Below are 12,106 nucleotides of genomic sequence, written 5' to 3'. Positions count from 1 at the left end.
CTCACGCCGCGCGCAGCAGCCGCGCGGTGGCCGCGCCGGCGACCCCGCTCGGCTCCAGGCCGCTCGCCTCCTGGTAGCGCCGGACCGCCTCGACCGTGCGGGGGTTCCACGCGCCGGTCGCGGCCGACGGCGGCAGCAGCCCCAAGGCGACGAGGCGCGCCTGGGCGTCACGCGCCGTCATGGCGGGCACGGCGTCGACGGCCGAGGCGCTGCCCGGCACGAGCGCGACCGACAGCAGGCGGGGTGCCGAGGGTCCGCGGCGCGACCGACGGCGGTGGAGCGGAAGGGCGATGGTGCTCATGCGGAGAACCCTGGAGCGCCGTGCGGACGGCGTGCAAGCGAACGTGCGTTCGCGCCGGGACGGCGCGCTTTAGAGGCGGCGCAGGTGGCGGCTCTACGCTCCCCCGCGTCCCGCCGTCCGCGTCCCGGAGCCCCCATGCAGATCGACATCCGCCACCGCCCGTCCTTCGCCGTCGCCCGCGTCACGCTGGGCTCCGGCGAGAGCGTCCGTGCCGAGTCGGGGGCGATGATGGCCACCTCCGCCGACGTCGCCGTCGAGTCCCGCGCCGAGGGCGGGCTGCTCAAGGGCCTGAAGCGCAGCGTCCTCGGCGGCGAGTCGCTCTTCGTCACGCGCCTGACGGCCGGCGGCCACGGCGGCTGGGTCGACCTGGCGGCGCGGCTCCCCGGCGACGCGACCGCCATCGACGTCGACGGCGCCGTCAACCTGGCCCGCAGCGCGTGGCTGTGCTCGTCCGACGGCGTGGAGATCGACACGAAGTGGGGCGGCCTGAAGAACCTGGTCGGCGGCGAGGGCGGCTTCGTCGTGCGCGCGGAGGGCCGCGGCCAGGTCGTGGCGTCCTGCTACGGCGCGCTCGACGTCGTCACGCTCGGCGCCGGCGAGTCGATGGTGCTCGACTCCGGCCACATGGTCGCGTTCGAGGACGGCGTCTCGTTCACGATCCGCAAGGTCGCCAAGGGGCTCGTGCAGACGCTGAAGTCCGGCGAGGGCTTCGTCTTCGAGTTCACCGGGCCCGGGCGCGTGTGGACCCAGAGCCGCAACCCCGGCGAGCTGATCGGCTGGCTCACGGCCGAGCTGCCGTTCAGCCGCGGCTGAGGGCGGCCCGCGGCGGGTACCGGCGGTCCATGACGGAGCCCGAGCGCACCCCCGACGGGCACTACGTGGTCATCGACGGCCGCCGCTGGCGCGCGAGCGACCCCCGGCTGTCGGAGGAGGAGCGCCGCACGCACGTGCACGAGCTGATGGCGGCCCGCCGCGCCGTCGGCGCCGCGAAGCGCGCCGGCGACGACGACGCGATGAAGGCGGCACGCGCGCGCGTCCACGCCGCGAAGGTGGCGCTCGGCGAGCGCGGCCCGAAGTGGTGGGAGGGCGACGCGCCGTCCCGCTAGGCTCGGCGCGTGTCCGGCCCCCTGCTGCTGCTCGACCTGCCCTGGCTCCTGTACCGCGCGCACTTCGCGCTGCCGTCGAGCATCGAGGGGGCGGACGGCCGGCCGATCGGCGCGCTGCTCGGCGCGATCCGCGCGATCCTGGCCGAGATCGAGGAGCACGACCCCGCCGCGGTCTGCGTCGCCACGGGCGCCGAGGACGCCACGCACCGGACCGCGCTGCTGCCCGCGTACCACGCGCACCGCGACCCGATGCCGGACGCCCTCCGCCACCGCTGGGAGCAGGCGCCGGAGCTGTGCGCCGCGTTCGGCTGGGCCGTCCGCGACGGCGGCGACCTCGAGGCCGACGACGTCATCGCCACGCTCGCGCGGCGCCGCTCCGCCCACGGCGGGCGCAGCGCGATCGTCACCGGCGACCGCGACCTGCTCGCCTGCGTCGACGCGCGCACCGTCGTGCGGCGCCCCGCCGGCCGGGGCCCCGGCCTGGTGACGGTCGACGAGGACGGGGTGCGCGACGCGCTCGGCGTCGCGCCGGACCAGGTCACCGACCTGATCGCGCTGCGCGGCGACCCGTCGGACGGGATCCCGGGCGTGCCCGGCATCGGCGCCAAGACCGCCGCCCGCCTGCTCGCCCGGCACGGCGACCTGGAGGGCGTCCTCCGGGCCGCGGGCGCCGAGGGACCGGGGGGCGAGCCGGGCGAGGATCCGCAGCTCGGCGACGGCCTGACGGCGCGGCTGGCCACGACGCTGCGCGAGCACGCCGCCGACGCCCGGCGCGACCGCGCCGTCGCCCTGCTGCACGAGGCGGACGTCGCCGCCGTCCCCGACCGCGCCACCGACCGCGCGGCCGGCGCCGACGCCGCCGAGGCGCTCGGGATGGGGCGCCTGGCGGCCGACCTGCGCAAGGCCTGACGCGGACGCCGATCCCCCGCGGCGCCCCGTCCGCGCCGCGCCACCTGGACACCTCCCCATCACCTGTCCACCCCACGCGGCGCGGCGGGCTCCCGGGGGTATGTTGGCCGGCGATGTCCACGCCCGAGCCCGCCGGCACGCCCGAGCCCGCCGGCACCGGCCCGCTCCGGCAGCGCGACATCGAGCGCGGCGTCCGCGCCGCGCTCCTGCGACTGCCCCACGTCGCCGTCGCGGTGTACGACCACGACCTCCGCATCGTGCACGCCGACGGCGCGGGGCTCGAGCGGCTCGGTCGGGATCCCGTCGGCGCCCTCGGCCGGCCGGTCGCGGACGTCCTCGCGCTCGACGCCGGCCACGGCTCCACGCCCGCGCTCCGCGCCGCGCTCGGCGGCGAGACCACCGTGATCGCCTACCGCGCCTCGATGTCCGACGCCGCGGTGGAAGCCGAGCTGAGCCCCGTCCGCGACGCCGAGGGCCGCGTCGTCGGCGGCCTGGCCTGCGCGGTGGACGTCTCCGAGCGCGAGGACGCGCGCCGTGCCCTCCGGCGCATCGAGCGGGAGCATCGCCTGGCGGTCGAGGACGGGTCCGACGTCGTGACGGTCTGCGCGCCGGACGGCACCGTCCGCTGGATCTCGCCGTGCGTGCGCGCGGTGCTCGGCTGGCGGCCGGAGCAGCTCGTCGGCCGCCCCCAGCGCGAGCTGCTCCATCCCGACGACCTCGCCGACGTGCGGCGCGTCCTCGTCGCCGCCGTCCTCGCGGGCCGCCCGGCCACCTGGACCGCCCGCCACCGCCACCGCCACGGCCACTGGGTGTGGTGCGAGACGCGCCTGCGGTCGGCGACCGGCCGCGCCGACGAGCAGCGCGTCATGGCCCCGGGGGCCGCAGACGCGGGGACGTTCGTCACCGTCAGCCGCGACGTGACGGCCGACCGGGAGCGCGTCGCGGCGCTGCGCGCCCTGCGCGCGGAGCGGGACGCGCTGGCGGCCGAGGTCGCCGCCCTGCGCGTGCGCGTGTCCTCCGACGGGGACCCGGACGGGCTTGCACGTTCTCCTACGGTGCCGTAGCCTACTCGCCGGTAACCCGTCGACCCGCCCCGCGAGGAGCGTCCCATGAGCACCACCACGGCGTCGCCCCGGTCCGTCACCGAAGCCCCCCTCCCCACCGACGTCCGCGTCGCCATCGTCGGCAGCGGCTTCTCCGGCCTCGGCACGGCCGTCGGCCTGCTGCAGGACGGGGAGCGCGACTTCGTCGTCCTCGAGAGCGCCGACGACATCGGCGGCACCTGGCGCGACAACACGTACCCGGGCTGCGCGTGCGACGTCCCGTCGCACATGTACTCGTTCTCGTTCGCCCCCAACCCGAACTGGTCCCGCTCGTTCGCCACGCAGCCCGAGATCTGGGCGTACCAGCAGCGGGTCGTCGAGCAGTTCGGCCTGCGGCCCTACGTCCGCACCGGCGCCGAGGTCCTCGAGGCGCGCTGGGACGAGACGACGCAGCGCTGGCACATCGACACGGTCCGCGGCAGCCTGACCGCCCAGGCGCTCGTGTCGGGCACCGGGCCGCTCTGCGAGCCGAAGTACCCGACGCTGCCGGGGCTCGACACCTTCGAGGGCACGACCTTCCACTCCGCCCGCTGGCGCCACGACCACGACCTGACCGGGGAGCGCGTCGCCGTGATCGGCACCGGGGCGTCCGCGATCCAGTTCGTGCCGAAGATCCAGCCGCAGGTGCAGGAGCTCACCCTCTTCCAGCGCACTCCGCCGTGGGTCCTGCCCCGGCCGGACCGCCCGATCGCCCGGTGGGAGCGGTTCCTCTTCCGCCACCTGCCGGGCGCGCAGCGCCTGGCCCGTCTGGGCGTGTACCTGACGCGCGAGAGCTTCCTGCTGTCGTTCAACTACGTCCCGCGGCTGCGCGAGCTGCCCCGCCGGGTCGGCCTGGCGCACCTGAAGCGGCAGGTCAAGGACCCGGTCCTGCGCGAGAAGCTGACGCCCGACTACCAGGTGGGCTGCAAGCGGGTGCTGATCTCGAACGACTACTTCCCCGCCCTCGACGCGCCGAACGCCGACGTCGTCACCAGCGGGGTGCGCGAGGTGCGCCCCCACTCCGTCGTCGACGGCGACGGCGTCGAGCACCCGGTCGACACGATCATCTTCGGCACGGGCTTCCACGTGACCGACCAGCCGATCGCGGAGCGCCTGCGGGGCGCCGACGGCCGGCTGCTGGCCGAGCACTGGGCCGACGGGATGGAGGCGTACCGCGGCACCACCGTGGCGGGCTTCCCCAACCTGTTCATGATGGTCGGCCCCAACACGGGGCTCGGGCACAACTCGATCATCTACATGATCGAGTCGCAGGTGGCCTACGTGCGCGACGCGCTGCGCACGATGCGCCGCCAGGGCCTCGGCGCGATCGCGCCGAGGCCGGCGGTGGTCGAGGAGGAGAACGCGGAGATCCAGCGGCGCCTGCAGGGCACGGTCTGGAACGAGGGCGGGTGCGCCTCCTGGTACCTCGACGCCCGGGGCCGCAACACCACGCTCTGGCCGGACTTCACGTTCCTCTACCGGCGCCGGACGGCCCGCTTCGACCTGGACCGGTACGAGACCGCGCCCGTCCGGGCGACCCCGCCGGCCGTCCCGGCCTGAGGCCGGCGCCCGGCCGGCGCGGCGCCCGCCAGCGCCGCGCCGGACCGCGCCGGACCGCGCGCGTCAGGCGACCCGGTGGACGTGGCGGGCGCGCCGGGCGCGCGCCCACTCCTCGGCGCAGCCGGCCGAGCAGAAGCAGCGCAGCCGCTCGTCGTCCTCGCCGGGCGGCGCCACCGCCACGGTCGGGTCGATCGGCAGCCCGCACACCGGGTCGACGACCGGCGCCCGGCCCGGCGTCCGGCGCACGTCGATCTCGTTGACCGTGAGCTCCTGGCGGATGCCGGGCACCTCGACGCGGCCGTACGGCTCGATCGTCGCCCACGGCGGGACCGTGGCGTCGGGGTGCTCGGCCATCAGGACCTGTCCCGGCTCCGCGCGGTCGCAGAGCCGCGCCGCGACGTTGATCACCGCGCCGACGTAGTCGTCGCCGTCGAAGATGATGACCCCGCCGCGGCAGATGCCGGTCCGCACGGGCAGCGGGCACGCGCCGCCCAGGTGATGCCGGATCTCGAGCGTCGCGGCGGCGATCGCCCCGCGGTCGCCGCTCGTCAGCATCACTCCGTCGCCGAGCCACTTCATGACGCGCACGCCGCGGCGGTCGGCCGCGCGGCGCACGACGGACCGCATCATCGAGAGCACGGAGACGGCCTCCTCGTCGCCGTTCGCCTCGGTGTACGCGCTGAACCCGCACAGGTCCAGGAACGCGAAGCAGCGATCCTGCCTCATGCGGCGGCGCGGTCGGGGCGGATGTCGAGGGCGGCGGACGGCATGGGCGCGCTCGCCGCCCATGATGACAGCCGCCCGAAGTGTGCGCGAGGACACATGGCCGGACGGTGGCTCGCCGGTCGCGGCGGCCGGGACGGGCCGCGGCGCCCGCCGGACGCGCGGTCAGGCGCCGAGCGGGCCCTCGGCCGACGCGCCCTGCGGGCCGTCGGTCGAGCGCTCGGGCGCGACGTCCGAGACGTCGATGCGCGGACGGTCGCCCCAGAGCGACTCGAGCCGGTAGAACGCGCGCGCCTCGGGCACGAAGACGTGCACGACCACGTCGCCGTAGTCCGCGAGGATCCAGCGCGCCTCCTGCTCGCCCTCGGTGCGCTGCGGCAGCAGCCGCTCGCCCTCGTGCTTGAGGTCCTCGGTGATGCCGTCGAAGATCGCCTTGGCCTGGCGGTCCGTGCGGCCGGTGGCGATCACGAACGCGTCCGTGTACGCGGACGCGCCGCGCAGGTCGATCGCGACGACGTCGAGGGCGCGCTTGTCGCCCGCGGCGGCGGCGATCCGGCGCACGAGGCCCTCGAGCGCCGGGTCCGGCGGCAGCTGCTCGTCCGGGACCTCGGGGGCGGTGTGCTGGCTGATGTAGGTGCGCTTGCTCATTCGCTGTGCCCTCCACGGTAGAGCCCCAGGGAGCGGATGCGCGCCTCGACCCCGTCCGGGACCAGGTGCCGGACGGTCCGGCCGGCCCGCACGCGCGCCCGGATCAGCGTGGACGAGAGGCCGATCGGCGGCATCTCGAACGGCAGCAGCCGCTCCGGCGCGCCCAGCCGCTCGAGGGCGGCGCGGGCGCCCGCGTGGGTGTCGCTCCCCCGCTCCGCCACGCCGATCGCCGCGAACGCCAGGACGTCCTGCGGGCGGTGCCACGACTCCAGGCCGGCCGCGGCGTCGCCGCCCAGGAGCAGCACGAACTCGTCGTCGGGGGCACGGCGCTGCAGCTCGCGCAGCGTGTCCGCCGTGTACGACGGGCCCTCGCGGTGCAGCTCGACGTCGCACACGCGCAGGCGCTCCTCGTCCCCCGCGACGGCGAGGCGGCACAGGTTGAGGCGCTCCTCCGCCCCCGGATCGCCGTCGACGACCTTGTGCGGCGGACGCGGCGCCAGGACGAGCAGGACGTGGTCGAGGTCCAGGGCGTCGCGCGCGCACTCCGCCAGCACGAGGTGGGCGAGGTGCGGCGGGTTGAACGTCCCGCCGAGGATCCCGACGCGCACGCCTAGGACCGCACGTGCCCGTCGCCGCGAACCAGGTAGCGGTACGTCGTCAGCTCGCGCAGGCCGATCGGCCCGCGGGCGTGCAGCTTCTGCGTCGAGATGCCGATCTCGGCGCCCATCCCGAACTCGCCGCCGTCCGTGAAGCGCGTGGACGCGTTGACGTAGACGGCGGCGGAGCTGACGCCCCGCTCGAACGCCCGGATGGCGCCGGCGTCGCGCGAGACGATCGCGTCGGAGTGGCCCGAGCCGTGCGTCTCGACGTGGTCGATCGCGCCGAAGACGTCGTCGACCAGGCGCACGCCGAGGATCAGCGCCAGGTGCTCGGTGTCCCAGTCCTGCTCCGTGGCGGGGACGACCGTGGCGCCGCGCCCGTCGACGAGCGGCAGCGCGTCGGCGTCGGCGCGCAGCTCGACGCCGCGCTGCCCCAGCCGCTCGGCCATCGCCGGCAGGAACGCCGCGGCGACCTCGCGGTGCACGAGGACCGTCTCGGCCGCGTTGCAGGCGCTCGGGCGGTGGACCTTCGAGTTCTCGACGACGTCCACGGCCATGGCCAGGTCGGCGGCCGCGTCGACGTAGACGTGCCCGATCCCGGCCGCGGCGAAGATCACCGGCACGGTGGCGACGCCCTTGAGCGCCGCCTTCAAGCCCTCTCCGCCGCGGGGGACGATCAGGTCGACGTAGGCGTCCTGCGTGGCCAGCTCCGCGAGCTCCTCGCGCCCGCCGCCCGACACCAGGCCGATGCAGCCGTCGGGAAGCCCGGCCTCGGCCGCCGCGTCGGCGGCCACGGCCGCGAGCACCCGGTTGGAGTGCAGCGCGCTCGACGAGCCGCGCAGCACGATGGCGTTGCCGGACTTGATCGCCAGGGCGACCGCGTCGATGGTGACGTTCGGCCGCGCCTCGTACACGACCGCGACGACGCCGAGCGGGATCCGCTGGCGCTGCACCTCGAGGCCGTTGGGCAGGCGGTAGCCCTCGATCGTCTCGCCGACCGGGTCGCGCAGGGCGATGACGTCGCGGACGCCCTGCACGATGCCGGCCAGGCGCGCGTCGTCCAGGCGCAGGCGGTCCATGAGCGACGACGGCAGGCCGGCGGCCGCGCCGGCCTCCAGGTCGCGCGCGTTGGCCTCGAGGATCTCGGGGGCGCGCGCGAGCAGCGCGTCCGCGATGGCGGACAGCGCGGCGTCCTTCGTGTGCGTGTCGACGGCCGCCAGCCGGCGCCCGGCGGCGCGGGCGCGGCGGCAGACGTCGACGACGGAGCTGACCTCGGTCGCGGGCACGGACATGCGCCCATCCTACGAGGTCGGCCCGCCGTCCCGGGCGGCGTCTACTTGACCTCGCGGCGCAGGGTCCGCACGGTGCCGAGGACGAGCGGCACGCCGATCCACAGCAGGTGCGAGACGAGCAGGTGGCCCCAGCCGGACCCGCTCAGCTCGCCGCGGGTGAGCGGGTCGATGCTGCGGTTGGGGTCGAGCCAGTCCCAGGCGCCGTCGAGCGCCGTCACGAGCTCGCCCAGGATCGCGAAGACCGTCGGCACGGCGAAGTACGCGACGATCGCGGCGGCCGGCGCCATGAGCAGCAGGCCGAAGGCCACGCCCAGGACGATCCCCAGCTCGAGCGCGATCGCGCCCTGCCAGAGCAGGTCCCGCGGCACGTTCCAGGGGTCCGGCGCGTCGCCGACGGCGCCCGCCAGCGCGGCGCCGATCGCGCCCGTCGCCAGCCACACGACGACGGCGCCGGCACCGAGCACGAGCGCGGCCAGCAGCTTGGCGGCGATGATCCGGCCGCGGCGCGGCACGAGCGCGAACGTCGTCAGCGCCGTGCGCTGCGACCACTCGCCCGTCGCGGAGAGGATCCCGATGACCGGCAGCAGGGTGCCGAGCGGCAGCATCACGAGCTGCAGGACGTTGGACAGGTCGCGGTCCTGCGCGTCGCCGGTCAGCGCGCCGGCGACCGCGACGACGAGCGCCAGGAGCGCGCTGGCGATGAGCAGCCAGCGGCCGGCGCGGGTGTCGACGCCCTTGCGCAGCTCGACGCGGACGAGCCGCGACATCGGCGGGCCGGAGGCGCCGCGGGCGCGGGCGGCGGCGGGCGGGGTGACGGCGGCGGTGCTCATGCGATCTCCAGCGGGGCGTCGGTGCGGTCGGCGGGCGCGGCGTCGGCGCCGCCCCCGCGGGTCAGGGACAGGAACAGGTCCTCCAGGCCGGCCCGCTCGGCCACCCGGAGCTCGACGAGGGGGACGCCGGCGGCGGCCGCCGCGCGGCCGACGGCCTCGGGCGCGGCGTCGACCAGGTGGCCGCCGTCCGTCGTCGCCGTGGACGGCAGCCCGGCGGCGGCGAGCGCGCGGCGCAGGGCGGTCGGCTCGGGCGAGCGCACCACCACGCCGCCGCCGGCGAGCAGCTCGTCGCTCGTCCCCTCCGCCACGATCCGCCCGCCGGCGATCACGACGAGCCGGTCGGCGACGGCCTCGACCTCGTGCAGCAGGTGCGACGAGAGCAGCACGGTGCCGCCGCGGTCGGCGAAGTCGCGCAGCAGCCCGCGCATCCAGTGGATCCCCTCGGGGTCCAGGCCGTTCGCGGGCTCGTCGAGGACGAGGCAGTCCGGATCGCCGAGCAGCGCGTGCGCCAGGCCCAGGCGCTGGCGCATGCCCAGGGAGTAGTCGCCCGTGCGGCGGCCCGCGGGCTTGCCGTCCAGTCCGACGAGGGCCAGGACCTCGTCCACCCGCCGGCGCGGCAGCCCCAGCACGGCGGCGGAGAGCGCCAGCACCTCGCGGCCGGTGCGGCCGGCGTGCTGCGCGCTCGCGTCGAGCAGCACGCCGATGCGCCGCCCGGGCTGCGGCAGCGCGGCGTACGGCACGCCGTCGACGGTCGCGCGTCCGGACGTCGGGGGCGTCAGCCCGCAGAGCATCCGCATCGTCGTCGACTTGCCGGCGCCGTTCGGGCCCAGGAAGCCCGTGACGGTGCCCGGCTCGCAGCGCAGGCTCACGTCCTGCACGGCCACGTGCTCTCCGTAGCGCTTCGTCAGGTGCTCGCAGACGATCATGTGGCCACCTTCGCGCGGCACGGGCGCCCGCACATCGGCCGTCGGTCGATGCCGTCGTCGACCTTGGTCGGTGGTGCCCCCGCCGGGCGGACCGTACGCTGGCCTCCGTGGCCACCACGACCGCCTCCGACGCGCCGCGCCGCCGTCGGCTCCTGCCCGCCTGGCTGGTCGACGACGCGGCCGAGGACGCCGCGCGCCGGCCGCGCCGCCGCACCGCCCGCGACTGGACCGTCGACGTCGTCGCGTTCCTCCTCGCCGCCGCGCTCGGGGCGTACGGGTTCTTCGACGTCCACCCGGACGGCGTCGACGGCGACCTGCTGGCCTGGATCGACGTCGCCGCCGGCGTCGGCTTCACCGTGGCCCTGTGGTGGCGGCGCCGCTGGCCCGTCGCGCTGCTCGTCGCGGCCACGCCCTTCGGCGTGTTCGCGTCGTCGGTCGGCGGCGCCGGCATGGTGCTGCTGTTCTCGCTGGCGGTCCACCGCCCGCTGCGGCTGGTGGTGCCGCTGTCGGTGCTGCAGCTGGTGCTCGTCGTGCCGTACGTCTGGCTCTTCCCCGAGCCCGGAGTCCCGGACTGGGTGCTCGTCCTCTTCGTCTGCATAACCCTGACGGCGGTCGTGGCCTGGGGCGCGGTCGTGCGCTCGCGACGGCAGCTCGTGGCGTCGCTGCGCGAGCGGGCCGAGCGGGCCGAGCGCGAGCAGCAGCTGCTCGTCACGCGCGCCCGCGACGCGGAGCGGACGCGCATCGCGCGCGAGATGCACGACGTCCTGGCGCACCGGATCTCGCTGCTCTCGATGCACGCGGGCGCGCTCGAGTTCCGTCCCGACGCCCCCGCCGACGACGTCGCGCGGGCCGCGGGCGTGATCCGCGCGAGCGCGCACGAGGCGCTCGAGGACCTGCGCGAGGTCATCGGCGTGCTGCGGCGGGACGACGCGTCTCCCGGCCCGGAGCGGCCCCAGCCGACGCTCGACGACCTGCCCGCGCTGCTCGACGAGTGCCGGGCCGCCGGCGCGCAGGTCGACGAGCGGGTCGCGCTCCCCGCCGAGGTCGCCGTGCCGCGCAGCCTGGGCCGCAACGCCTACCGCGTCGTCCAGGAGGGCCTGACGAACGCCCGCAAGCACGCGGCGGGCGCGCCGGTCCGGGTCACCGTCTCGGGCGTCCCGGGCGGCGGCCTGGAGGTGGAGGTCCGCAACGCCGCGCCGCCCCCCGAGCGCCCGCCCGCCCCGCCGGGCGCGGGCACCGGGATCGTCGGCCTGCGCGAGCGCGTCGAGCTGGCCGGCGGCGACCTGACGCACGGCCCGACCGTCGACGGCGGCTTCCGCCTGCGAGCCTGGATGCCGTGGCAGCCGTGACTCCCGACGCCCCCGTCCGCGTCCTGATCGTCGACGACGACCCCCTCGTCCGCTCCGCGCTGGCGATGATGCTCGCCGGCGCGCCCGAGCTGCGCGTGGTCGGCGAGGCCGCCGACGGCGCCGAGGTGCCCGCCGCGCTCGACGCCCACCGCCCCGACGTCGTCCTCATGGACATCCGGATGCCGCGCGTCGACGGCCTGGAGGCCACCCGCGCGGTCCGCGAGCGCGCCGCCCGCGACGGCGGCCGCCCGCAGGTCATCGTGCTGACGACCTTCGACGCGGACGACCACGTGCTCGGCGCGCTCCGCGCGGGCGCCGCGGGCTTCCTGCTCAAGGACACGCCGCCGGCCGAGATCGTCCGCGCGATCCGGCTGGTCGCGGCCGGCGAGGCGATGCTCTCGCCCGGGGTCACCCGGCGGCTGATCGACCACGTGGCGGACGCCGGCGCCCAGGACCGCCGGGCTCGGGCCGCCGGCGCGCTCGCGGAGCTGACGGAGCGCGAGCTCGAGGTCGCCGTCGCGCTGGGCCGCGGCGCCGCGAACGCCGAGATCGCCGCCGAGCTGCACATGAGCGTCGCGACCGTGAAGGCGCACGTCTCGCGGCTGCTGCAGAAGCTGGGGCTGACGAACCGGGTGCAGGTGGCGCTGCTCGTCCACGACGCGGGGCTGGACGCGGCGTCGTCCGCCCCCGGCAGGTAGGCGCCGCGCCGAAGCGGGTGGCGCCCGGAGCCGGGCGCGCGACGACGGCCGGCGCGCGTGCGGGCGGCCGGCGCGCCGAGCGG

14 protein-coding genes are annotated in these 12,106 nt (G+C 76.8%); 7 read left to right on the top strand and 7 right to left on the bottom strand.

The window, feature by feature from the left end; translation table 11 throughout:
• Position 1: 1 nt before the first annotated feature.
• Entirely contained in the window at positions 2-301 is a 300-nt protein-coding gene (locus J3P29_RS07515; RefSeq protein ID WP_210492441.1) for a peptidoglycan-binding domain-containing protein, read from the bottom strand.
• Between the two features lie 135 nt (positions 302-436).
• Between J3P29_RS07515 and J3P29_RS07510 the strand changes: the two genes are divergently transcribed.
• From J3P29_RS07510 to J3P29_RS07490, 5 genes are all read left to right on the top strand, one after another.
• Positions 437-1,114, top strand: coding sequence for a TIGR00266 family protein (locus J3P29_RS07510; protein ID WP_210492440.1), 678 nt, complete (start codon positions 437-439; stop codon positions 1,112-1,114).
• 29 nt (positions 1,115-1,143) lie between these two features.
• Positions 1,144-1,407, top strand: coding sequence for a hypothetical protein (locus J3P29_RS07505; protein ID WP_210492438.1), 264 nt, complete (start codon positions 1,144-1,146; stop codon positions 1,405-1,407).
• 9 nt (positions 1,408-1,416) lie between these two features.
• Entirely contained in the window at positions 1,417-2,316 is a 900-nt protein-coding gene (locus J3P29_RS07500) for a 5'-3' exonuclease H3TH domain-containing protein (RefSeq protein ID WP_210492437.1), read from the top strand.
• Positions 2,317-2,429: 113 nt separating this feature from the next.
• Complete coding sequence (locus J3P29_RS07495; RefSeq protein ID WP_210492436.1) at positions 2,430-3,380, top strand: PAS domain-containing protein; 951 nt, start codon at positions 2,430-2,432, stop codon at positions 3,378-3,380.
• 45 nt (positions 3,381-3,425) lie between these two features.
• Positions 3,426-4,958: an NAD(P)/FAD-dependent oxidoreductase gene (locus tag J3P29_RS07490; RefSeq protein ID WP_210492435.1), complete on the top strand. Its 1,533-nt coding sequence runs from the start codon at positions 3,426-3,428 to the stop codon at positions 4,956-4,958.
• A gap of 63 nt (positions 4,959-5,021) precedes the next feature.
• Here J3P29_RS07490 and J3P29_RS07485 read toward each other — a convergent pair whose 3' ends face one another.
• The 6 genes from J3P29_RS07485 to J3P29_RS07460 form a co-directional block, all read right to left on the bottom strand.
• Complete coding sequence (locus J3P29_RS07485) at positions 5,022-5,684, bottom strand: adenylate/guanylate cyclase domain-containing protein (RefSeq protein WP_210492433.1); 663 nt, start codon at positions 5,682-5,684, stop codon at positions 5,022-5,024.
• Between the two features lie 162 nt (positions 5,685-5,846).
• Positions 5,847-6,329, bottom strand: a complete 483-nt coding sequence (gene rsfS / locus J3P29_RS07480) for a ribosome silencing factor (RefSeq protein ID WP_210492432.1) — start codon at positions 6,327-6,329, stop codon at positions 5,847-5,849.
• Positions 6,326-6,937 (bottom strand): nicotinate (nicotinamide) nucleotide adenylyltransferase, encoded by a 612-nt coding sequence (nadD, locus tag J3P29_RS07475; RefSeq protein ID WP_210492431.1) that lies wholly within the window; start codon positions 6,935-6,937, stop codon positions 6,326-6,328. The genes rsfS and nadD overlap by 4 nt, the downstream gene beginning before the upstream one ends.
• A gap of 2 nt (positions 6,938-6,939) precedes the next feature.
• Entirely contained in the window at positions 6,940-8,220 is a 1,281-nt protein-coding gene (locus J3P29_RS07470) for a glutamate-5-semialdehyde dehydrogenase (RefSeq protein ID WP_210492430.1), read from the bottom strand.
• Positions 8,221-8,261: 41 nt separating this feature from the next.
• Positions 8,262-9,050, bottom strand: coding sequence for an ABC transporter permease subunit (locus J3P29_RS07465; RefSeq protein ID WP_210492428.1), 789 nt, complete (start codon positions 9,048-9,050; stop codon positions 8,262-8,264).
• On the bottom strand, positions 9,047-9,976 hold the full coding sequence (locus tag J3P29_RS07460) for an ABC transporter ATP-binding protein (RefSeq protein WP_210492427.1): 930 nt from the start codon (positions 9,974-9,976) through the stop codon (positions 9,047-9,049). Before J3P29_RS07460 ends, J3P29_RS07465 begins: the two co-directional genes overlap by 4 nt.
• Before the next feature lie 107 nt (positions 9,977-10,083).
• Between J3P29_RS07460 and J3P29_RS07455 the strand changes: the two genes are divergently transcribed.
• Positions 10,084-11,325 carry a histidine kinase gene (locus tag J3P29_RS07455; RefSeq protein ID WP_349239780.1) on the top strand — a complete coding sequence of 414 codons (1,242 nt, stop codon included), beginning with the start codon at positions 10,084-10,086 and terminating at the stop codon, positions 11,323-11,325.
• Positions 11,313-12,023, top strand: coding sequence for a response regulator transcription factor (locus tag J3P29_RS07450; RefSeq protein ID WP_349239779.1), 711 nt, complete (start codon positions 11,313-11,315; stop codon positions 12,021-12,023). Before J3P29_RS07455 ends, J3P29_RS07450 begins: the two co-directional genes overlap by 13 nt.
• Positions 12,024-12,106: the final 83 nt, after the last annotated feature.

This window comes from Patulibacter sp. SYSU D01012, from assembly GCF_017916475.1.
GTDB lineage: Bacteria > Actinomycetota > Thermoleophilia > Solirubrobacterales > Solirubrobacteraceae > Patulibacter.
The sequence above is the reverse complement of the archived record's forward strand: the minus strand, read 5'-3'. Positions and strand labels throughout refer to the sequence as shown.